Origin of the sequence: Flavobacterium sp. Root901, assembly GCF_001429765.1 — a bacterium.
In the GTDB taxonomy this organism is placed as follows: domain Bacteria; phylum Bacteroidota; class Bacteroidia; order Flavobacteriales; family Flavobacteriaceae; genus Flavobacterium.
Window position 1 is genome coordinate 1 of the sequence record NZ_LMJB01000012.1, and the last position, 20680, is coordinate 20680.

Genomic DNA, 20680 nt, shown 5'->3' on the forward strand with positions numbered 1-20680 from the left:
GTTCATTTCAGCAACCATGTCTTTTTCTACAGGGTATGTACCTGCTTTAATATGTTCCAGCGATTTAGGATCATAGGCTTCATCTATTGATGGAGTTGGTCCATTATGAACGGCCGAACCCAAAACTACTGCACGCAGTCTTGACGTTTCGTTCTTTACATTTAATGGCAGCATGAATTTATTGTGTTCTGGATGATAGTAATACATGTTTATTTTATTGATATTTTCTTTTTAGAACTTAATTAAAATACATTCCCTTAAGATTTTTACTCTTTCAGTTTACCATTTTCCACAAACCATTTTTTCCATATGACTCCATTACCTTCACTCCAGTTATTTAAATTGAAGGTGTTGCTTCCCGTACTAGTACCTTTAATTTCGTAAACATTAATTGCAGCCTGATTCTGATTCCACTCCAGTGGATTGTTTGGTTTACAAACTTCCGGTTTGTTATCAGCAATTTCAGTATTTGGCATTATAAAATAGGCAGTATCTTCCTTTGAAGGATAACTCCCAAAGACTCTTGCAATTCCTTTTTCGTCTATACATACCGCTGTATATTCTTCACAAGCAATTCCTTTGGCCTGAATTTTATAATCATTTATAATCCGGGCTAAAAAAGTCACATGCCTTCCCTTTCTGTCGGGGTTATCATAGTGCGTATCGGTAATTACATCTTTTAATACTTCATTGTATAAAAAAGGATCTTTTGATACTGTGATTTTGGTATCGAATGGATTCAATAATGCTTCCTGAGAAGTAATGGTTCCGTTTTGAGCCGAAAAATAAAAACCTCCCTGAATGGCCATACCGGCACTGGTTCCTCCTATAACTACTTTTTTCTTTGTAACAGCGTTATTGATTGCTTCAGAAACTGGCGTGTTTCTCCAATACGAAATATATTCCCACTGGTCTCCGCCTGCAAACCAAATCGCCTCTGCATTATTTATTTTTTCCACTATATATTTATCCGAATTCGCTGCTGCATTTTTAAAAACAATAGTTTCAACAGAATTAACAGTAACACTCAAAGAATTGTATAAATAATTATTATAGCCATCAGTTCCAGAAGTTCGTAAAATTAAAATATCGCCGCCATCGGCCCTTTCTAAAAACCATTTCATTGCCCCGTCATTTTCTGAGGCTCCTCCCATGAGGCAAATTCCGCCTTTTGGAGCAGTAATTTTATCTACTTTATTTCCTGTAAAATAAGACAGGTAGTTTTTTGCTCCTGGCGCTTGTGGAACGGGATTATCCATATTATTTTCAGACGAGCATGCACTTAAAATAAACAGAAATGTTATCGCTAATATTTTCATTTTCGTATGATTTACCAATTAAACAGATATAATGGAGGAAGAATCAGCAGCATGGATGCTATTAAAAACACCAACATTCTGGGCAGCATCCATTTAAACCATTTACTATACGGTATTTTAGCCAAAGAGAGAGCTCCCATTGTAACACCGCTTGTTGGAATAATAAGATTAGTAAAACCGTCACCCAATTGAAAAGTAAGTACTGCCATTTGCCTGCTTATTTCAGATGCATCGCAAATTGGAATAATTATAGGCATGGTCAAAGAAGCTTGTCCTGATCCTGACGGAATAAAAAAGTTTAAAAACGATTGGAAAAAAAAGATACATTCAGCAGATACAGCGGTTGGTGTGTTTTGTGTTATCGCCACTATTGAATTGAGTATTGTGTCAATAATTTTGCCTTCCTGTGCAATAATCAAGAGCCCTTTAGCCAGCCCAATCACCAAAGCTGCTGTCATCATGTCTTTAGCTCCTAATACAAAAGCATCTATAGCTGTTGACATGGACATTCTATAAATAATAGCTACAAAAATAGCCAAGGCCAAAAATAAAGCGGCGATTTCGTTTATGTACCAATCATAATTACTTACCCCGTAAATTAATATGAAAATGGAAGCAAAAAGTGCATATAATATTATTTTTCTCCGCCCATCCAATTTAAAATCCGGCACCTCTTGATTACTTTCTTTTTCATCAGTAATGCCGAACAATAAACTTTTCTGAGGATTTTTTTCAATTTTTATAGCATAATGTGTAATTACGGCGCAGGCACATGTTGTTAAAACAAACCAGACAAAAATCCTGTATTCCATTCCGCTAAAAATTGGAATTTGTGCAATACCCTGTGCAATCCCAATAGTAAACGGGTTACTGAAAGCACCTCCAAAACCAACACCAGTTCCTACAATAGGTATTGCAGCACCTACAATTGCATCATAACCCATGACTTTTGCCATTGGTACAGTAATCAAAATAAAGATTAAAATTTCTTCGCTCATACCAAACGTAGCGCCGGCAAAAGAAAATAATACAACCAAAAACGGAACAATAAAGATTTTATGTTTTGGCCTTTTTTGACTAAACTGAATTACATTATAAAGTCCGGCATTTATAGCACCAGTCAGGTTTATAATTGAAAAAGCGCCTCCGACCAAAAACACAAAAGCAATAATCTGCGATGCCGAAATGAAACCCTTTATTGGAGCTTCTAAAAAAGCTTTAATTCCTTGCGGTGAAGATGCTACATGTTTGTACGAGCCTGCAATTATTTTCTCGGTATTGTTTGTAATAGTCCTATCAAACTCTCCTGCAGGAATTACCCATGTTAAGCCAATAAAAAGAACCGTTATCACTAAAATAATGGTGATCGTGTCTGGAAATTTTTGGATTAATTTCATTCTCTATATATTTAATTTTTATTCAGGAGTATAACTTAAGATAACAACCTCATCTCTTGTTACTCTACTGACATTCTACGATGTTTATATTTATTTTACACTATCTGAAACCATTTCATGATGAATCCAAATGATAACTGAAAAGCCAGATTAAAGTTCTTCATCATCCCAGATAAATACCTTCTTCTCATTCTTTTTTTCATTTATAAAACCGCGATACATTCCTTGTGAATTATATGAAAAATTAATATTTCCATGCTTATCAATTGCTATAAGTCCTCCTTCTCCTCCCAGCTGTGTTAAATGTCCTTTGATTGTTATTTCAGCTGCCTGCGCAAGCGACATTTTTCCAAATTCCATTAAGTTAGACACCATAGAAGAGACTGTTGCTCTTATAAAATATTCTCCAACGCCTGTACAGGATACACCACAAGTTTTATTATTGGCATAAGTCCCGGCTCCAATAATGGCAGAATCGCCAATGCGGCCATCCAATTTATTAGTCATTCCTCCCGTTGAAGTTGCTGCCGCAATATTGCCATTTCTGTCAAGGGCAACAGCACCAACTGTTCCCATCTTTAAATTAGTGTGATCCAAAAAACTTGTTGTTTCAGAAATCTTTTTCGCTTCTAAAAATTGTTCTTTTCTAAAATCAGTGTCAAAGTAATCGTTTTCTACTAATTCATGATTAGTTTGTTCAGCCAAGTTATCAGCAGCTTCACCCGAAATCATTATAAGATCTTTATTTTCTAATAGGCTTTTAGCGAACAAAACAGGATTTTTAATTTTCATACTGTTTGCTACCGCTCCGGCCTCTAATGTAGCGCCATTCATTATTGACGCTTCCAGCAAATGTTTCCCTTCCCGGGAATAAACCGCTCCTTTTCCTGCATTAAAATGAATGCTGTTCTCCAGAGCTACTACGGCAGCTGCGACTGCATCAACAGCACTGCCGCCTTCTGCTAAAATTTTTTCTCCTGCATTAAGAGCGAGTATTAAATCGTTTTTTATTATTTTTTTATCTTTTTGTGATAGATTCTCGGGAGTTATTACACCAGCACCTCCATGTATACAAAGTGCAAATGGCATTTTATTTATCATTTTTTTTCTTTTTTTGATTATGAAGAAGACTACTAAGCGGAATACATTTTCTATTGATGAACTCCTCCTTAGCAGCTTCCAATAGGATTTTTAATATCCCGGATTTTGTTCTAATTTGCCTCGTGAAATGGTAATTTCATTTTGCGGTATCGGATAAGTTGTTCTAAAAGCAGGAATATTTAAAATTGAAGATGCTCTTCCTAATCGAACAATAGTAAACCATTGATGCCCTTCAAAGCCTAATTCTCTTTTATTTTCTTCAATCAAGGCACTAGTAAAAGCATCTACATTTGGAATTTCTGCCAAAGTATAAGGCTGGCCCGGTAAAGATCTTTGACGCACTACATTTAAATCGGCCAAAGCCAAAGTTAAATTTTGAGGATCTTTTTTTACCAATGCCTCTGCACGAATCAGGTAGATTTCTGAAAGTTTGATGATAATCGCGTTACCATCTATTTCGCTGTCGCGTGTTCCATATTTATCGCAGTAAACTTCTTTTCCTGAATCATAATATTTATAACTTCTTGGGTCATTGTCATCGTCCATAGGTTTGAAAAAACCAGTATAATCAGCAGAAACTTCGGGAGGTGAAACTGATAAAAACTCCGTTAAACTATTGCCGTCGATACCTAAAAATTGTAACTCCAATATAGCTTCCGGTGAACCTTCAAAATCATAAATATCATTAAATTTGGTATTTAATTTATAAGTATCATTGCTAATTACTTTACTGGCATATAGTATCGCATTATCATAATCACCCTGATACAAATAAACCCTGGCAAGAAGAGCTTCTGCCGCTGACTTTGTAATAAAAAATCTATTGCTGTCGTATTTTAAAATTGCGACAGCTTCTTTTAGATCTGAAATAATTTGCTGATAAGATTGCGCTACAGTAGACCTGGAAACTTCTACAGCCGATTTTGCATCCAGATATTTAGTTGAAACAGGAATACCATATTTTGAGTTTGGATCTGTAAACTGTCCAAACTGGCGCAAAGCATCGAAGTGTCCTAGTGCTCTGCAAAAAAGTGCAGTTCCTTTAGAATTATCATCTTTTAGCTGAAGTTCATCCATTTTCTGCAAAATCAAATTGCTGGCATTAACAAGTGAATAAACATTGACCCAATTGCTTTGAATATAGGCATTTGATGGAGGAACAACAGCATTATCCAACTGCGAAAAACGTTCCTGAAAACCTGTTGCATCAGCATTGCCGCTTGTTAATTCCTGAGCCAAAATAAATTCACCTCCGTAGTAAGTTCCGCTTTGCATTACATCATATAATCCAACAGCAGCAGCCTTTAGTGAAATATTATCTGTTATGGCAGTTGCCGCTGGAATTTCATCATCTAATTTAGTGTCCAGTACATCATCACATCCAAAAACTGTAAAGGCAAGTAACATAGACAAGAATAAATATATCTTTTTATTTTTCATGATTTCAAATTTTAAAATGTTGTACTTAATCCTAAAGTAATGGTGCGTGCCTGACCTAAAGTTCCAAAATCTTCTCCTTGCAGGATATTTAAATCTTCCTGACTTGAAGTATTGGTCGAAACCTCCGGGTCGAAACCTAAATAATCTGTTATGGTAAATAAATTCTGAGCTTGTATGTAAAGAGAAAGACTATTCAAGCCAATTTTATGGATAACATCAGAAGGCAGTTTATAAGCAAGACTTAACGTTTTCAGTCTGATGTAATCTCCATCTTCCAAATATTGCGTACTGAAACGCTGCATTTGTCCATCTTTTGTAGAAGGCCTTGGCACATCGGTAATCTGGCCCGGAGTTCTCCAGTAATTATCATATACTCTTTCACTTATATTAGAATATGGGATACCGCTTTTTGTGTAACCATAATTATCATAAACATGTCGGCTTTGATTGAATATTTTATTTCCTCCGGAGAATATGAAGTTTGCTGTTAATGAAAATCCTTTGTAGGTAAAATTATTGCTCCATCCTCCAAAATAAGTTGGCAATGCGCCTCCAACCATCTGCCTGTCAGAGAAATCAATAATTCCATCCTTATTAACGTCATCAAATTTTGCGTCTCCGGTTTGCGGATCAACACCCAAAAATTTAATTAAATATAATGTACTTACCTCCTGACCTTCTTTAAGAATGTGGTTTCTTCCTACTTCTTCTCCATCGTTGATTAATTTTTTAATCTTATTATCAAGCAGTGTCAGATTAATACCTGTATTCCATTTAAAATCATTTCCATCAAAGACAGCAGCATTGATTCCAAATTCAAATCCTTTATTTTCTATAGCTCCAACATTTTGATAAACAGAATTAAAACCTGTAAGTCCAGAAACTTTAGCCTGAAGTAAAAGATCATCTGTTTGTTTGTTGAAATAATCAGCCGTAAAATTGATTCGGTTTTTAAACAATCCAAAATCTAACCCAAGATCCAGCTGTTTTGTTTTTTCCCAGCCCAGGTCCGGATTTTCCAATCGGTTAGGCGCTATTCCCGGAACTCCATTATAATTGGCATTCAAAGTATAAGTTCCTCTCCAGTTTGAACCAATTTCCTGATTTCCTGTAAGTCCGTAACTGGCTCTGATTTTAAAATCAGAAACACTTTCAATTTTAAAGAATTTCTCTTTATTGACTCTCCATGCCAGTGATCCTGAAGGAAAATAACCATATTGATTATTCTTTCCAAAACGGGAAGAACCATCAGCTCTCACTGTAAATGATGCGATATATTTATCGTCATAAACATAATTTGATCTTGCAAAAAATGACTGCAAACCGTATTGATTTCTTCCCGAAGTACTTGCAATAATTGTACTTGCCGCCGAAATACTAGAGGTTGTGTTAGTCGCATAACCTACACCTGACTGATCAGAAAAACGAGTTTCATTTTCTTGAATGGTCCACCCTAAAATAGCGCCGAAATTATGCTTTTCGCCAAATTGTTTATTGTAGTTTAAAGTATTTTCAACAAGCCAGTTGGTTTCTTCATAAGTTGCATAAATACCTTCGCCTGTTTTAGATTTATTTGTGCCAGATGGAACATAAGAATCCTCGACTAAGTTAGAATACTCTAATGAAAAAGCAGACTTGAATTTTAAATCCGGAATAATTTTCCATTCCACATACGCCGTACCCTGCACACGTGTAGATTGAGAAGTGTTTTTATATTCTTTGGCAATTTGAACAGGATTCTCAAGCGGCCACCATGTATTGTATTTAAACGGATTGGTATAATTACCCTTGTCATCATAAATTGGTTGTGTAGGATCCCAGCCTTGTGCATTGATTACAACTCCATATTCATCGTTTTCACCAATTGTTCGCTGATGGTTACTTCGTGTTATAAAAAAAGTGTTTCCTATTTTGAATTTTTCATTAACTGTATGATCCAGATTCATTCGGCCGCTTAATCTCTTAAAGCCTTGACCTAATTGAATTCCTTCCTGATTATAATAATTTCCGCTTAAATAATAACTTGTTTTTTCACTTCCTCCTTTAACACTAAGATCTAAATTTTGTGTTACGCCAACTCTGAAGATTTCATCATAAATATTTGTATTGATTCCTTTTGAAGTATCGATCCAGTCAAAATAATTAGAACCCAGTCCGTCAAATTCAGCAGCAGTGTTAAAAAAGCTTTTAAACTTTTCACTGTCCACCATTTTTGGATATTTTGAAATTTGAGCAAAAGAAGTATAGTAATTAACATCTATATTACTTTTACCTGTTTTACCTCTTTTTGTGGTAATTAAAATTACTCCGTTAGCACCTCTTGATCCATATATAGCCGCAGCGGCAGCATCCTTTAAAATTGTAAAAGACTCGATATCATTTGGACTCAAATCTGCTAAAGGATTAACCGGCTGTATATTTGCATTCAATGCTGAATTATTTCTGGATACTATCGGAATTCCATCTATGATATACAAAGGCTGACTGCTGGCTGAAATTGAAGAAACCCCACGAATATTAACACTTACGGCACTTCCGGGTGTTGCAGATGATGAACTTATGTTTACTCCGGGAGTCTGTCCCTGCAGACTGTTTTCAAAACTTGAAGAAGTTCCCTGAGGTAAATCTTTGGTTTTTATGGATTGTATGCTGGAACTCACATCTTTTTTAGATTGCGTTCCATAACCTATGATCACCACTTCATCGAGACTTTGGCCTTGGCCTGATGTCATATATATAGTATAGTTCGATTTTTCATCTATACTCACTTTTTGAGTTTGGAATCCGATATAAGAAAGTTCTATTACGGTTGTGTTTTCAGGTGCCTGAAGTTGAAATTTTCCGTCAAAATCTGTAACTGTACCTGCTTTTGAATTAGGAACAATAACATTCACCCCTACCATGGGTATATTAGATTGTTTGTCTATTACAGTTCCTTTTATAGTTTTTTGTGCGTATGTTGAAATGCATGATAACAACACAACTATGAGTTTTTGTTTTTTGTTTAGTTTCATTTTCTTAGTTTAAAATTTGATAAAATTGACAATAGAAACGCCTTAACGATTCATGAAAATGAAGCGTTTTTGGGCATTAAAATCTGTAAACTGAGAATAGAAACTTTTTAACAATTGAATATTGGCTGCAAACCTTTCAAATAAAGTGATTTGCAATCAATACAACGATTTGATAAATTGGTAAAATTCATTTGGTTTGTTTTGGTTGAGAAAATAAAATACAATAAGGCAGTAAACACGACAGATTGGTGTTTAAAGCTGTATTCTTCAACAATTAAAGATAGGCTGAAGACCTCTTAAAGTAAGAGATTTTGATTTTGTTATCGTATTTGCTTTTCCTGCAATCAAAATAGGATTATTTATTGAATATAAAAGTAGAAAAAAAATTGAATTAAAAAACAAAATGCAAACTTATTATTAAATTTTGTTTACACATTTAGTTTTTATACTGATATTTATTCATAATTTTAAGAGTATAACAATCGAAAAAGTAAGAAAATTCAAATTAGACTTGATACTGTTTATCACATAAAAGTTAGTAGAATTAAGTATTTCAAAGGCTGATTATAATTTTTCAGCGCTTCGAAATTTTATTATTTGAAACATTCCTCTGTCTGCTGCATTTAAATCTTTCAATTCCATTAACCCTCTTGGCGGCATGTTTTGTCTTACAGTTTTCGACACGTTTCCTCCATAATTTATAACTGCTGAATTTCAATTCTTTTTTCATCAAGGCTTTTACGTCGGCTTCAGAGAGATTAAATTGATATTGAATCGCATCAAAAGGGGTTCTGTCCTCCCAGGCCATTTCTATAATCCTGTCTATCTGTATCTCATTAAGCATAGTTGGATCTGTTTTCTCAATAATAAATTTCATTTTTTCTTTCATTTAAAATATTTGCATATAAAAATAAAAAAATGTTTAACATATTTTAGAAAAGATTAAACAAATTAGTACCTTTAATGGTGATAACTTTTACAAGATAAACGTCTAATAAATTCAAATGGCAGTATAAAGCTTTTATCTTAATTGGCTGGCCATTATTTAATTTAAAGATTTTAAACGATTTATATATGAAAAGAATTCTAATTGTAGGAGGAAGCAGTGGGATTGGTAAGGCACTGCTGCAAGAAAAATTAAAAAACAGCATAGTATATAACATAAGCCGTAACCCGCCTGATATTTCACATAGTAATCTTAATCATTATTCCGTAGATATTCTGAAGGATGCGCTGCCTGAAATAGAGAATATTGATGCCCTGATCTATTGTCCGGGATCAATAAACCTTAAGCCTATTCAAAGTCTGCACATTGATGATTTTAGAAATGATTTTGAAATAAATGTAATTGGTGCTGTTAAAGTAATACAGAAGTATCTTCCCATATTAAAGAAAGGCAAAAATCCTTCCATAGTATTATTCAGCACTGTAGCGGCAAAACTGGGGATGCCGTTTCATGCCAGCATTGCAGCATCGAAATCAGCAGTCGAAGGAATTGTTAAATCTCTTGGGGCAGAGCTCGCCGGTCAGGTCCGAATTAATGCTGTGGCACCAACTATTATCGAAACACCTCTTTCAGCATCCATTTTAAGAAATGACAAAATGAGGGAAACCATCAAAGAACGTCATCCTATGAAAAATTACCTGCAGTCTCAGGAAGTGGCACAAATGGCAGATTATCTGATTTCTGATAGTGCATCTTCTATTTCAGGACAGGTTTTTGTTATGGATTACGGGCTGGTAAGCTTTAAAATATAATAATAACTAACTATGAAAATTCTCTTAACCGGTGCTACAGGATATATAGGAAAACGGCTTTTACCGCTTCTTTTAAAAAATAACCATGAAGTGATCTGCTGTGTAAGGGATAAAAGCAGATTTAATTATCCTGAAACAGCTTTAGGCAAAGTTAAAGTAATTGAAGCAGATTTTCTTGATGCTGACAGTCTCACAGATATTCCCGAAGACATTGATGCTGCTTACTATTTAATTCACTCCATGTCTGACACATCAGGCAGTTACGATAAAATGGAAAGTACCTCGGCTTATAATTTCATAAACAGACTCAGTGATACAAAAGCTAAACAGATTATCTACCTCAGCGGCATCGTAAATGATAAATCTTTATCTAAACACTTATCATCCCGAAAAGCTGTAGAAGATATTTTAAAAAGTTCTAACATCCCGGCAACAACCCTGAGAGCAGGAATAATAGTGGGCTCCGGCAGCGCTTCTTTTGAAATAATACGGGATCTGGTAGACAAGCTGCCCGTTATGATCACACCAAAGTGGCTCAATACCAAATGCCAGCCTATAGCTGTTTCCGACGTTTTAGAATTTTTATTAAAGTCACTTTTAAATCCGCAAACTTATAATCAGAGTTTTGATATAGGCGGGCCGGATATACTTACCTATAAAGAAATGCTGCTTCAGTTTGCAAAAGCAAAGAAACTAACCCGGTATATTTTTACTATTCCGGTCATGACACCCAAATTGTCATCATACTGGCTTTATTTTGTCACATCTACATCATATAAACTGGCCGCGGCTCTTGTCAGCAGTATGAAAGTGGAAGTGATCTGCCAAGATAATCGCATAAACACTCTTTTAAATATTAAACCTATAACATACAATCAGTCATTAGACAGGGCATTGCAGAAAATACAGGAAAATGATATTATATCGAGCTGGAAAGATTCACTAGCCAGCGGCAGGTTTACAGGAAACCTGAATCAATATTTAAAGGTTCCAAAAAAGAACTGCTACATTGACAGAAGAAAAAAGGAAATTATCAACCGTGAATATACCATTGAAAAAATCTGGTCAATTGGCGGTGAAACCGGATGGTACTATGGAGACTGGATGTGGAATCTGCGTGGCTTTATTGATAAGGTTTTTGGCGGTGTGGGCACCAGAAGGGGAAGAACGCACAAAAATGCAATTTTCCCGGGAGATGCTTTAGATTTCTGGCGTGTTTTATATGCCGATAAAAAACAAGGTAAACTAGTTTTGTATGCCGAAATGAAACTGCCTGGAGAAGCATGGCTTGAATTTAAAATTATAAATAATACCTTATATCAGGCCGCAACTTTCAGACCAAAAGGTTTTTTGGGAAAACTGTACTGGTATTCTGTCCTCCCCTTTCATGGCTTCATTTTTAATGGGATGCTCAGTAAACTAATTAAATGAAACTTTAAAAATATTTTGTTTTCCAAATTAAGGTTCGAAGGTCAAACGACCATATATTATAAAAAGCCTGAGAATATTTTCGATTCTCAGGCTTTTATTCAAAATATCTTTACACTTTACAAACAGTCGAAATCTGAATGCCAGAAACACTGCAGTTAAAAATCAAACTGTTTTGATTATTTTGCTTGATTAAAAAATTCCTAATTGTCCCAAAAGTATTGTTCCTGCACTATAACAGTGAAATGACTTTATTTTTCCGTTTTCAATTTTGAAAACATCACAACACGGCACTTCTATTGTTTTTCCAGTAGCTTCAATTGTTCCCGATGAAAATTGGAGAGGTCCTTTATGGGTTCCGTTTAGGGATAATTCTACAACTACAGTATTTTCATCATCCAAAACATACAGTTCATATAGTTCTCTGTGCATATCAGGAAAAGCCGCTGCATATACATCTACTGTTTTTCCAATATCTTCACCAAAATATTTAGTTCCGGCTGAGATATCCCAAAAATAACCGTCTTCTGTAAAAAGTGCCGTAAATGCTTTTGCATCCTGACTTTCTGCCACCGCATATAGTTTTCGGATTAATTTTTCGTTTTCTGAATTTGAGTTGATTACTGAAGCTTTCATAATTTTTATTTTTTAAGTTAAAATTTAAATCTAATTTGAGATTATGCTATAAGATGGTTAAATCGCTGTACTAAAACTCACCGATAATTCCATGAATTTTGAATTATTTTTTATTGTCAACAAAAACATACAGTTTGATAACTTTTCCGTTTTCGAAAACAAAAAGATCCATTCCGGTAACGGCATCGGGTTTTTCCGGAGTTCCATGCTGCCAGTACAGTCTCGCTGTATTATGATTGACATCGATTGCTTGAACATGTGTAAATTTGGAATTCACACTTTTCTTTTGAAGACCCTCTACAAATCCGTCGATTTCTTTGTGACCCACAGCAACAAAATGACTGTCTATCATTTCGATGTGCTCTGCATAGACTTTTTTCATTAATCCATCTCGTTTTATACCATCTTTTTCATTCCATATTGCCAGATGGAGTTCTACTAAAGATTTGATTTCAGATTCGGAAAGCCCAATTGAGTTTTGTTTATTATCATAACTTTTGACTGCATTTTTTGGAGACCAAAGAATTTTTGCCGGTTTATTTTTTTCATATCCTTTTCCGTTTGGATACGAAACCAGTTCCATTTTTGAACCCCACGGCGTTTCAAAATAAACCCAGGTTTCTCCAGCGGTATCACCAGAAGGCATTGTAAAAGGTTCTCCTAAAATTTTTACGCCTTTACTTTTTAAATATTGTACAGATGCATTAATATCATTTACATAAAAAGCAATGTGAGATGCACCAATATCATCTGTATTAGGATGCGTTTTACTTCCTTTGTTATCTGCGTATTCAAACACTTCAATACTTGCTCCGCTTCCTGCATTGATCATTTTTATGGTGACAGCACCTGTAGAGGGATTGATGTGATTTAATTTTTTCCATTCAGTATCAAGCGGAATTGGCCCTAGCTGTGTCACTGGAGTAAAACCAAGTATATCGCTAAAAAATGGAATTGCTTTATTGAGTTCAGGAACATTGATTCCGACATGATCTATTCCAACAATTCCTGCAGTTTCTTGTGCTGCTGTCTTTTCTGAAGCTGAAAATAGTATTAATAGATTAAGCATTGCTGCTGCTGAAGTCTGTATTTTTTTATGAGTTGTTTTCATGATTATTTGAACGATTATAATTACTTAAATTTCCTTAAATGAAAAATTAATTAGTGTAAGCTGCTACCCATTTTGCTTTAATACTGGCACGGGCTTCGATGAATTCTTTATCAGTTCCTTGTGCTATAGCATCAAGTGGAAAACGAAGCGGTCTCTCTCCTTTTTTCATGTTTACTAATTCCAGAATACCATCAGCGATGGTCTGCGGATTCATATCAAACTGAGCCATTTTACCAAATAATGCAGTACCAAGCGCATTAAATTTTTCTGCTGCGCGTTCTCCGTATTCCTCGATAATTTCTGTTTTATCTGCATGAATACCGGCTTTAGAGCCATTATTCATTTCCGTTGGATAAACTCCCGGCTGGATACTTACATTTTCAATTCCGTAATCTGCCAATTCATCCTGTAATCCTTCTGTAAAACTTTCTACCACAAGTTTTGAAGCGATGTATGGCACCATAAAAGGAAGTGTGTGGCCGCTCGCTCCGGTTGTAATATTAATTACAAGTCCATTTTTTTCTTTTCTCATAGAAGGAAGTACAGCCTGATACATACGAAGTACGCTGTAAACATTTACATCGAACATTTTACGCACCTGATCAATAGAATATCCTTCAAGAAGACCAAAACCGCTCACTGCCGCATTATTGATCAGTACATCTATTTTTCCGTATTTAATGATTACTTTTTCGATAGCTGCAGTAACGGATAAATCTTCTGTAATATCAATATCTACAACTTCAATGTTTTCAATTGCCCCTAATTCTTTTGCGGCAGCGGCATTCTTATCATTGGTATTTCGCATTCCTGCAATTACTGAATGACCTGCATTTGCTAATGTTATAGCTGTTAATTTTCCAAAGCCTGTACTTGTTCCTGTAATAAAAATTGTTTTTGACATGATTTCTAATATTTAAATGTTTATAATGTTTGTTCTTTTGAACATTACAAAATTGCGACGAATGCCAAACCTTTACATTGATTAGAAATAAGTAAAAACTTGATCTAGGTCAAGAGTTTGAAGAAGACATAAAAAAAGGAGCTTCCTGAGTCATTTTTTTATCCAAAATCATTAAAGTATTTGATATTTTATAAGTAAATTAGTAATATGAGAATAAATCCGGATGTATTGATTATTGGCGGGGGTCTTGCTGGTCTGGCAGGTGCGCTGCATCTCTCTAAGAAAGGACTGAGCGTGACACTCATAGAAAAATCTGCTTATCCGAGACACAAAGTCTGCGGCGAATACATCTCGAACGAAATTTTACCTTATCTCCAATGGCTTGGTGCAGATGTTTCAGAACTGCAGCCGACTCAGATTTCTAATTTTGAATTTTCTGCACAGAATGGAAAAGCAGCCCGAACCAAATTACCTTTAGGCGGATTCGGAATCAGTCGTTTTGCTCTTGATCAATTTTTATATGAAAAAGCACTTCAGCAGGGCTGTAACGTGATTACAGAAACCGTAACCGATATTTCTTTTGAAGATGATGTTTTCACGGTCAAAACTCCTGAGCAGATTTTTATATCCAGAATTGCGCTTGGTGCTTACGGAAAAAGATCTAATATTGATCAGGTTCTTTCACGAAGTTTTATCTCAAAAAAATCTCCCTGGTTGGCTGTAAAAGGGCATTATACAGGAGAGTTTGATAATAGTCTTGTGGCGCTTCACAATTTTAAAGGCGGTTACTGCGGGGTATCTGTCGTTGAGAAAAAAAACATAAACATTTGCTATCTGGCCGACTTCGAAACTTTTAAAAAATATAAAAACATAGACGATTACCAAAAAGAAGTTTTATGTAAAAACCCAAAACTGAAAGCTGTATTTGAAAACTCCACCCCTGTTTTTGACAAACCAATTACCATCAGCCAGATTTCATTTGATAAAAAAAAGCCCGTAGAAAATCATATTTTAATGATTGGAGATACCGCAGGGCTTATACATCCTATGTGCGGCAACGGAATGGCGATGGCGATACACAGCGCAAAAATTGCTTCAGAACTGGTTATTGATTTTTACAGCGGTAAAATAGCAGACCGCTTTTTATTAGAAAAAAAATATGAAGACGAATGGAAAAAAAAATTCAGCAAAAGGCTTTTTATGGGCAGAATTTTAGCCAGGGCTTTAACACATAAAAATTTTACAAATATTGTGACTTCCATGACAGCATGGATGCCATTTTTGCTTTCAAAAATAATCAGGCAAACGCACGGCAGTCCCATAACAATCAAATAAATGAGCCTAAGTACCAAATATAGAACCGAAGAAACTGAAATAATGGACGATTTTTCCCTTACGGGAACAGAATTAATCGACGCATTAGATCAAATCGCTAAAATCAACCAACTATTGGGAGGCAATAAATTAACACTTCACGGATTAAAAAAACTGCTGGTAAAAACGGACACAACCAAACCTCTCATAATTGCAGATATTGGATGCGGCAACGGCGATATGATGCGAATGCTGGCGCGGTACGCTAAAAAAAACAACTTGGTCTTTAAGCTAATAGGAATTGATGCTAATGCTTTTACAATACGTTATGCCGAAAATTTATCTAAAGAATTTGAAAATATTGAATATAAATGTCTGGATATATTCAGTCCGGATTTTAATGAACTGAAATACGATATAGCCTTATGCACCTTAACCCTGCATCATTTTACAAATGCACAAATCCAGGACGTACTCAAAAGAGTTTACAACAACACGTCAACAGGAATTGTGGTAAATGATCTGCACAGAAGCAAAACAGCATACAGACTTTTTGAAATAATCTGCAGCATTTTTAACCTGAATAAAATGTCCCGAAACGACGGACTAATTTCTATTTTAAGGGGATTTAAGAAAATAGAACTGGAAAATTTTTCCAAAAAACTAAGTTTTAAAAACTATACCATAAACTGGAAGTGGGCATTTCGCTACCAGTGGATAATTACAAAAATATGAGTGTAAAGATAATTACAGCCGTTAAACAGCTTCCGCAATATTCACGCGAAACGAAAGATATCCTGCCTTTTCTGGATCTATGGCTCGAAGGTCAGGAAGAGCGTTTTATAAAAAAGGTAAAAAAAATATTTGAAGGTGCCGCAGTAGATAAACGCTACTCTATCATGGAACCATCAGAAGTTTTTACTGCTTCATCATTTGAAGAAAAAAATGATATTTACAGCCGTGAAATGATTGTTCTCGGGCAGCAGGTATTAGAAAAAGCCCTGGAAAAAACAGGATGGGATCCACAGAGTCTGGATTATATTATTACAGTGAGCTGTACAGGAATTATGATTCCCTCTTTAGATGCTTACCTCATCAATAAAATGAAACTGCGCCAGGATATTGTGCGCCTGCCTGTAACCGAAATGGGCTGCGCGGCCGGAATATCAGGAATTATATACGCTAAGAATTTCCTGAAATCAAATCCCGGAAAACGGGCTGCGGTGATTGCTGTAGAATCTCCTACTGCAACATTTCAGCTCAATGATTTTTCGATGCCCAATATTGTCAGTGCCGCTATTTTTGGCGATGGTGCGGCCTGCTGCTTACTTTCTTCTCATGAAGACGATAAAGGAGCCGAAATTCTGGATGAACAAATGTATCATTTTTATGATGCCGAACATATGATGGGTTTTAAACTCACCAACAGCGGTCTGCAAATGGTTTTGGATATTGAAGTGCCGGACACCATTGCGAATCATTTTGGCGATATTATTCATCCGTTTTTAAAACAAAATAATCTTGATATTAAAGATATTGATCATTTAATCTTTCATCCGGGCGGTAAAAAAATCGTGAATACAGTCGAGGTACTTTTCTCCGGATTGGGCAAAAATATCGATGATACAAAAGAAATTCTGAGACAATACGGCAATATGTCGAGTGCAACTGTTTTGTATGTTTTAGAAAGCATCATGAACCGTAATCCCGAGAAAGGTGAAAAAGGATTAATGCTGAGTTTTGGTCCCGGATTTTCGGCACAGCGAATTTTATTGCAATGGTAATATTTAGAGATTATGGAATTAACTGATATTATAAAACAGCTTCCTTACAATGAACCTTTCTTGTTTGTGGATGAACTGCTGCATGCAGACGAAAATGGCGCAACGGGAACTTTTACATTCAAAAAAGAACTTGATTTTTACAAAGGCCATTTTAAGGATAATCCTGTTACGCCGGGTGTTATTCTGACCGAAACGATGGCACAAATCGGAATGGTTTGTCTGGGAATATATTTACTTGGAAATTACCTTAAAAATGATACCGTAGTTGCTTTTACTTCTGCAGATATGGAATTTTTAAAACCGGTTTATCCAAACGAAAAAGTAACAGTGACTTCAAAGAAAATTTTCTTTCGTTTTGGAAAACTAAAATGCAGTGCCGTGATGAAAAATGAAGCCGGACAAGAAGTCTGCAGGGGTATTTTGGCAGGGATGATAACTTCAAAATTATGAAAAAACGAATTGTAGTAACAGGTCTCGGTGTGGCGGCACCAAATGGTGTGGGAATTCCGGCATTTACCGAAGCGATTAAAAACGGAGTTTCGGGCATTCGTCACAATTCTCAGCTGGAAGAATTGCAGTTTTCGTGTCAAATCAGCGGTGAGCCTGAAATAGCAGAAGAATTAAAATCGCAGTATTTTACCGAACTTGAACTTCGCGGCTTTAACAGCACAGGCATTTTATACGGTGTAATTGCTGGTCTGGAAGCCTGGACAAACGCCGGACTTCCTGTAAATGAAACTCCTGATTGGGACAGTGGTGCCATTTTTGGATCGGGCACTTCCGGAATTGATAAATTTCGTGAAAGTATATATAAAATTGATGAATTGCAGACCCGCAGGCTCGGCAGCACCGTTGTTGCACAAACGATGAACAGCGGGGTAAGTGCATATCTTGGCGGTAAAATCGGACTGGGAAATCAGGTTACGACCAATTCCTCTGCCTGTGCAACGGGTACCGAAGCAATTTTAATGGCGTATGACAGAATCCAATCCGGACAAGCAAAACGAATACTTGCCGGAAGCACCTCAGACAGCGGACCGTATATTTGGGCCGGATTTGATGCGCTAAGGGTTTGTCCTTCAAAATACAACGAAAATCCCCAGGAGGGTTCACGACCTATGAGCATTTCGGCTGCAGGATTTGTTCCCGGAAGCGGTGCCGGTGCAATGGTTATTGAAGATTTGGAAAGCGCTCTGGCACGTAATGCCACAATTTATGCTGAAATATTGGGCGGGAGTATCAATTCAGGCGGACAGCGGGAAGGCGGCAGTATGACAGCGCCAAACAGTACTGCTGTTCAAAAATGCATAGAAAATGCAGTAATCAATTCCGGAATTTCTGCAAATGACATTGATGCCATAAACGGACATCTTACTGCAACAACAAAAGACAGTCTGGAAATTGAAAACTGGACAAAGGCATTAGGCCGAAGCGGTATAGATTTTCCTTATATTAATTCCTTAAAAAGTCTGACAGGACACTGTTTAAGTGCTTCGGGAAGTATCGAAAGCGTTGCCGCAATTTTACAGCTTCATGAAGGTTTTTTATTTGGAAACAGCAATTGTGCCGATATTCACCCGGAAATTACGACGTTTATTGATGCTTCAAAAGTGCTTTTAAAAACTGTCAATACTAATCCTAATATAATTGCCAAAGCCAGTTTTGGTTTTGGTGATGTCAACGCATGTGTAATATTTAAAAAATTTGAAAACTAAAATGGAAAGAAAAGAACTTACAGAGAAATTAAAAAACATTATAAAACCTTATACCACAAATACAGAAGCATACGAAAATCTTACGGAGGAAACAGATTTTATCAACGATTTAAAAATTAATTCTGCTAATCTTGTAGATATTGTTCTCGACATCGAAGAGCAATTTGATGTGGTAATTGATAATACGGATATGGAACGCATGCTGGATGTAAAAACCGCTGTAGAGATTATAGAAACAAAACTAGCTGCTAAATGATTGGCAATGATGTAATAGATCTTCGTCAGTCACTGATTGAAAGTAATTGGAGACGCAGAGGTTTTATTGAAAAACTTTTTACAGATGCAGAACAAAGGCTGATAAATAATTATCATGACCCCGAAATCATGCTATGGATTTTATGGAGTATGAAAGAAGCTGCCTATAAAATCTATCATAGACAGATTCAGATAAGGGCATATATCCCTAAAAAACTTTCATGCTCTATAATCACCCTTGATAAAGGTATTGCTAAAGGAATAGTGATCTGCAGCGAAAATAAATATTACACCAAAACGCTCATCGATACAGAAAAAATTCATACAACAGCAGTACTTAATCCTGAAAATTTAAACCGTATAATTGAAATTGAAAAAAAAGGAATTGTAAAAAACGAAAACGGGGTTCCTTATCTCGCTGTTTTTTCTAACAATACATTAAAAGATATTTCAATAAGCCACCACGGACGTTTTGAACATATGGTTACGATTAAAGAAAATTAATAAAACACTAATCGGCAATATTATATATGTTTAGCATTTTATTTCTTTATCGGAGTAAACACAGCCTGCTGCAGTGAGAATTTTTTAGAAGGAACATTATTTCCTTCTGTCAGTTCGCTGAAATTAGCATTCATAACCCAGATTTCATCTCCTGCTATGGCTGCTGTAGATGGAAAAGCAAAACGGTCTTCTACAGAAGTTGATTCTGCTACTTGCGCAGAAACCCAGCCGTCAGCAGTTTTTATTTTAAAAATTTTGTTCGCGCCTCCGTTCTGCACTAAAGTAATGGTGCTATTATCATTTAAAAGCAGTCCGTCTGCACTGGGGAAAAACTGTTCTATTTTTACTTTTGAAGCTTTTTCAGGATTTGCTACTTCAATTTTTACCAATGCACCCGTTCCGTTATTGGCTACAAGAAGAAATCCCTGTGGATGAAATACAATACCGTTGGGTCCGACACCGGCAGATTTAAGCAGTTCACTTTTACTGAAAACAACTGCATTTCCGGAAGTATCTACCTTATAAATAACATCAGCATAACTGTCTGTTATGTATGCGTTGCCGTTACTATCAAAAGCCAGATCGTTTGGAAAATGCTCTCCTGGCACAAGACCTGACAGGTCGATATCAGATGTTTTTTTACCCGACTTCAGGTCAATAATAATAAGTCTGGCCATTTTCTTTTTAGTATCCGGAGTACTAAATTTACTGTAATTAGCATCTCCGGCACATATATATAATTTTTTACCGTCTGGATGGACTTTCAAACCATATGTAGATTTTAAAGATTTATCTCTATATAATTCAGTATATTTTCCTTCTTTAGTTACTTTTCCGATCGTTCCCAGACGTGCAGAAGAAACATAAAATACATTGGCAGCCTTGTCGAAAGCTACACCCTCAGGATAAGATTCAGGAGCTTCAAATTCAATACGTTTTGTAGGCTGCTGTGCCCAGATTATCTGGATAAATAATAATGATATAATTAATTTTTTCATGA

General features: G+C 35.8%; 19 protein-coding genes and 1 pseudogene. 9 read left to right on the forward strand and 11 right to left on the reverse strand.

Translation table 11 applies throughout. The features are described from left to right. From ASE21_RS21270 to ASE21_RS21300, 7 genes and pseudogenes are all read right to left on the reverse strand, one after another. Window positions 1–174, reverse strand: a pseudogene (locus ASE21_RS21270) (amidinotransferase); the annotation flags it as partial. 92 nt (window positions 175–266) lie between these two features. Further along, the gene (locus ASE21_RS21275; protein ID WP_057124733.1) at window positions 267–1319 is read right to left on the reverse strand and encodes a cyanophycinase; all 1053 of its coding nucleotides are present in this window, start codon (window positions 1317–1319) and stop codon (window positions 267–269) included. An 11-nt stretch (window positions 1320–1330) separates the two neighbouring features. Beyond that, window positions 1331–2716 (reverse strand): YfcC family protein, encoded by a 1386-nt coding sequence (locus ASE21_RS21280; protein ID WP_057124734.1) that lies wholly within the window; start codon window positions 2714–2716, stop codon window positions 1331–1333. Window positions 2717–2866: 150 nt separating this feature from the next. Beyond that, window positions 2867–3817, reverse strand: a complete 951-nt coding sequence (locus ASE21_RS21285) for an isoaspartyl peptidase/L-asparaginase family protein (RefSeq protein WP_057124735.1) — start codon at window positions 3815–3817, stop codon at window positions 2867–2869. 90 nt (window positions 3818–3907) lie between these two features. Then, window positions 3908–5257, reverse strand: a complete 1350-nt coding sequence (locus ASE21_RS21290) for a RagB/SusD family nutrient uptake outer membrane protein (protein ID WP_057124736.1) — start codon at window positions 5255–5257, stop codon at window positions 3908–3910. Window positions 5258–5268: 11 nt separating this feature from the next. Then, a complete protein-coding gene (locus ASE21_RS21295) occupies window positions 5269–8271 on the reverse strand; it encodes a SusC/RagA family TonB-linked outer membrane protein (protein WP_082603526.1) in 3003 nt (1000 codons plus the stop codon). Window positions 8272–8845: 574 nt separating this feature from the next. Further along, window positions 8846–9148, reverse strand: a complete 303-nt coding sequence (locus tag ASE21_RS21300) for a TIGR03643 family protein (protein ID WP_057124777.1) — start codon at window positions 9146–9148, stop codon at window positions 8846–8848. 197 nt (window positions 9149–9345) lie between these two features. On the opposite strand from ASE21_RS21300, the gene ASE21_RS21305 reads away from it, so the two are divergent. Further along, window positions 9346–10029: an SDR family NAD(P)-dependent oxidoreductase gene (locus ASE21_RS21305; RefSeq protein WP_057124738.1), complete on the forward strand. Its 684-nt coding sequence runs from the start codon at window positions 9346–9348 to the stop codon at window positions 10027–10029. 12 nt (window positions 10030–10041) lie between these two features. After that, window positions 10042–11460, forward strand: coding sequence for an SDR family oxidoreductase (locus ASE21_RS21310; protein ID WP_057124739.1), 1419 nt, complete (start codon window positions 10042–10044; stop codon window positions 11458–11460). A gap of 189 nt (window positions 11461–11649) precedes the next feature. Here the strand turns inward: ASE21_RS21310 and ASE21_RS21315 are convergent, their stop codons facing one another. The 3 genes from ASE21_RS21315 to ASE21_RS21325 form a co-directional block, all read right to left on the reverse strand. Further along, on the reverse strand, window positions 11650–12093 hold the full coding sequence (locus tag ASE21_RS21315; RefSeq protein ID WP_057124740.1) for a nuclear transport factor 2 family protein: 444 nt from the start codon (window positions 12091–12093) through the stop codon (window positions 11650–11652). Window positions 12094–12196: 103 nt separating this feature from the next. Further along, window positions 12197–13204: a VOC family protein gene (locus ASE21_RS21320; RefSeq protein ID WP_057124741.1), complete on the reverse strand. Its 1008-nt coding sequence runs from the start codon at window positions 13202–13204 to the stop codon at window positions 12197–12199. Window positions 13205–13250: 46 nt separating this feature from the next. Next, on the reverse strand, window positions 13251–14108 hold the full coding sequence (locus ASE21_RS21325; RefSeq protein WP_057124742.1) for an SDR family oxidoreductase: 858 nt from the start codon (window positions 14106–14108) through the stop codon (window positions 13251–13253). Window positions 14109–14315: 207 nt separating this feature from the next. On the opposite strand from ASE21_RS21325, the gene ASE21_RS21330 reads away from it, so the two are divergent. From ASE21_RS21330 to ASE21_RS21360, 7 genes are read left to right on the forward strand one after another with little or no spacing between them, the layout of a single operon-like run. Then, a complete protein-coding gene (locus ASE21_RS21330) occupies window positions 14316–15443 on the forward strand; it encodes an NAD(P)/FAD-dependent oxidoreductase (protein ID WP_057124743.1) in 1128 nt (375 codons plus the stop codon). Next, the gene (locus tag ASE21_RS21335; RefSeq protein ID WP_057124744.1) at window positions 15444–16157 is read left to right on the forward strand and encodes a methyltransferase domain-containing protein; all 714 of its coding nucleotides are present in this window, start codon (window positions 15444–15446) and stop codon (window positions 16155–16157) included. Beyond that, window positions 16154–17206: a type III polyketide synthase gene (locus ASE21_RS21340; RefSeq protein ID WP_057124745.1), complete on the forward strand. Its 1053-nt coding sequence runs from the start codon at window positions 16154–16156 to the stop codon at window positions 17204–17206. Before ASE21_RS21335 ends, ASE21_RS21340 begins: the two co-directional genes overlap by 4 nt. Window positions 17207–17218: 12 nt before the next feature. Beyond that, on the forward strand, window positions 17219–17656 hold the full coding sequence (locus ASE21_RS21345; protein WP_057124746.1) for a 3-hydroxyacyl-ACP dehydratase FabZ family protein: 438 nt from the start codon (window positions 17219–17221) through the stop codon (window positions 17654–17656). Then, window positions 17653–18921, forward strand: coding sequence for a beta-ketoacyl-[acyl-carrier-protein] synthase family protein (locus tag ASE21_RS21350; RefSeq protein WP_057124747.1), 1269 nt, complete (start codon window positions 17653–17655; stop codon window positions 18919–18921). The genes ASE21_RS21345 and ASE21_RS21350 overlap by 4 nt, the downstream gene beginning before the upstream one ends. Before the next feature lies 1 nt (window position 18922). Further along, window positions 18923–19177 carry an acyl carrier protein gene (locus ASE21_RS21355; RefSeq protein ID WP_057124748.1) on the forward strand — a complete coding sequence of 85 codons (255 nt, stop codon included), beginning with the start codon at window positions 18923–18925 and terminating at the stop codon, window positions 19175–19177. Beyond that, on the forward strand, window positions 19174–19680 hold the full coding sequence (locus tag ASE21_RS21360; RefSeq protein WP_057124749.1) for a 4'-phosphopantetheinyl transferase superfamily protein: 507 nt from the start codon (window positions 19174–19176) through the stop codon (window positions 19678–19680). The genes ASE21_RS21355 and ASE21_RS21360 overlap by 4 nt, the downstream gene beginning before the upstream one ends. Window positions 19681–19718: 38 nt before the next feature. Here ASE21_RS21360 and ASE21_RS21365 read toward each other — a convergent pair whose 3' ends face one another. Then, window positions 19719–20678 carry an SMP-30/gluconolactonase/LRE family protein gene (locus ASE21_RS21365; RefSeq protein ID WP_057124750.1) on the reverse strand — a complete coding sequence of 320 codons (960 nt, stop codon included), beginning with the start codon at window positions 20676–20678 and terminating at the stop codon, window positions 19719–19721. Window positions 20679–20680 lie beyond the last annotated feature (2 nt).

Bases quoted from the DNA above. Each gene is read 5' to 3' on its own strand.
- ASE21_RS21320 (WP_057124741.1), bottom strand. From the start codon at position 13,204: ATGAAAACAACTCATAAAAAAATACAGACTTCAGCAGCAGCAATGCTT.
- ASE21_RS21290 (WP_057124736.1), bottom strand. From the start codon at position 5,257: ATGAAAAATAAAAAGATATATTTATTCTTGTCTATGTTACTTGCCTTT.
- ASE21_RS21275 (WP_057124733.1), bottom strand. From the start codon at position 1,319: ATGAAAATATTAGCGATAACATTTCTGTTTATTTTAAGTGCATGCTCG.
- ASE21_RS21300 (WP_057124777.1), bottom strand. From the start codon at position 9,148: ATGAAATTTATTATTGAGAAAACAGATCCAACTATGCTTAATGAGATA.
- ASE21_RS21295 (WP_082603526.1), bottom strand. From the start codon at position 8,271: ATGAAACTAAACAAAAAACAAAAACTCATAGTTGTGTTGTTATCATGC.
- ASE21_RS21340 (WP_057124745.1), top strand. From the start codon at position 16,154: ATGAGTGTAAAGATAATTACAGCCGTTAAACAGCTTCCGCAATATTCA.
- ASE21_RS21345 (WP_057124746.1), top strand. From the start codon at position 17,219: ATGGAATTAACTGATATTATAAAACAGCTTCCTTACAATGAACCTTTC.
- ASE21_RS21335 (WP_057124744.1), top strand. From the start codon at position 15,444: ATGAGCCTAAGTACCAAATATAGAACCGAAGAAACTGAAATAATGGAC.
- ASE21_RS21325 (WP_057124742.1), bottom strand. From the start codon at position 14,108: ATGTCAAAAACAATTTTTATTACAGGAACAAGTACAGGCTTTGGAAAA.
- ASE21_RS21365 (WP_057124750.1), bottom strand. From the start codon at position 20,678: ATGAAAAAATTAATTATATCATTATTATTTATCCAGATAATCTGGGCA.
- ASE21_RS21355 (WP_057124748.1), top strand. From the start codon at position 18,923: ATGGAAAGAAAAGAACTTACAGAGAAATTAAAAAACATTATAAAACCT.
- ASE21_RS21315 (WP_057124740.1), bottom strand. From the start codon at position 12,093: ATGAAAGCTTCAGTAATCAACTCAAATTCAGAAAACGAAAAATTAATC.
- ASE21_RS21280 (WP_057124734.1), bottom strand. From the start codon at position 2,716: ATGAAATTAATCCAAAAATTTCCAGACACGATCACCATTATTTTAGTG.
- ASE21_RS21360 (WP_057124749.1), top strand. From the start codon at position 19,174: ATGATTGGCAATGATGTAATAGATCTTCGTCAGTCACTGATTGAAAGT.
- ASE21_RS21330 (WP_057124743.1), top strand. From the start codon at position 14,316: ATGAGAATAAATCCGGATGTATTGATTATTGGCGGGGGTCTTGCTGGT.
- ASE21_RS21350 (WP_057124747.1), top strand. From the start codon at position 17,653: ATGAAAAAACGAATTGTAGTAACAGGTCTCGGTGTGGCGGCACCAAAT.
- ASE21_RS21310 (WP_057124739.1), top strand. From the start codon at position 10,042: ATGAAAATTCTCTTAACCGGTGCTACAGGATATATAGGAAAACGGCTT.
- ASE21_RS21305 (WP_057124738.1), top strand. From the start codon at position 9,346: ATGAAAAGAATTCTAATTGTAGGAGGAAGCAGTGGGATTGGTAAGGCA.
- ASE21_RS21285 (WP_057124735.1), bottom strand. From the start codon at position 3,817: ATGATAAATAAAATGCCATTTGCACTTTGTATACATGGAGGTGCTGGT.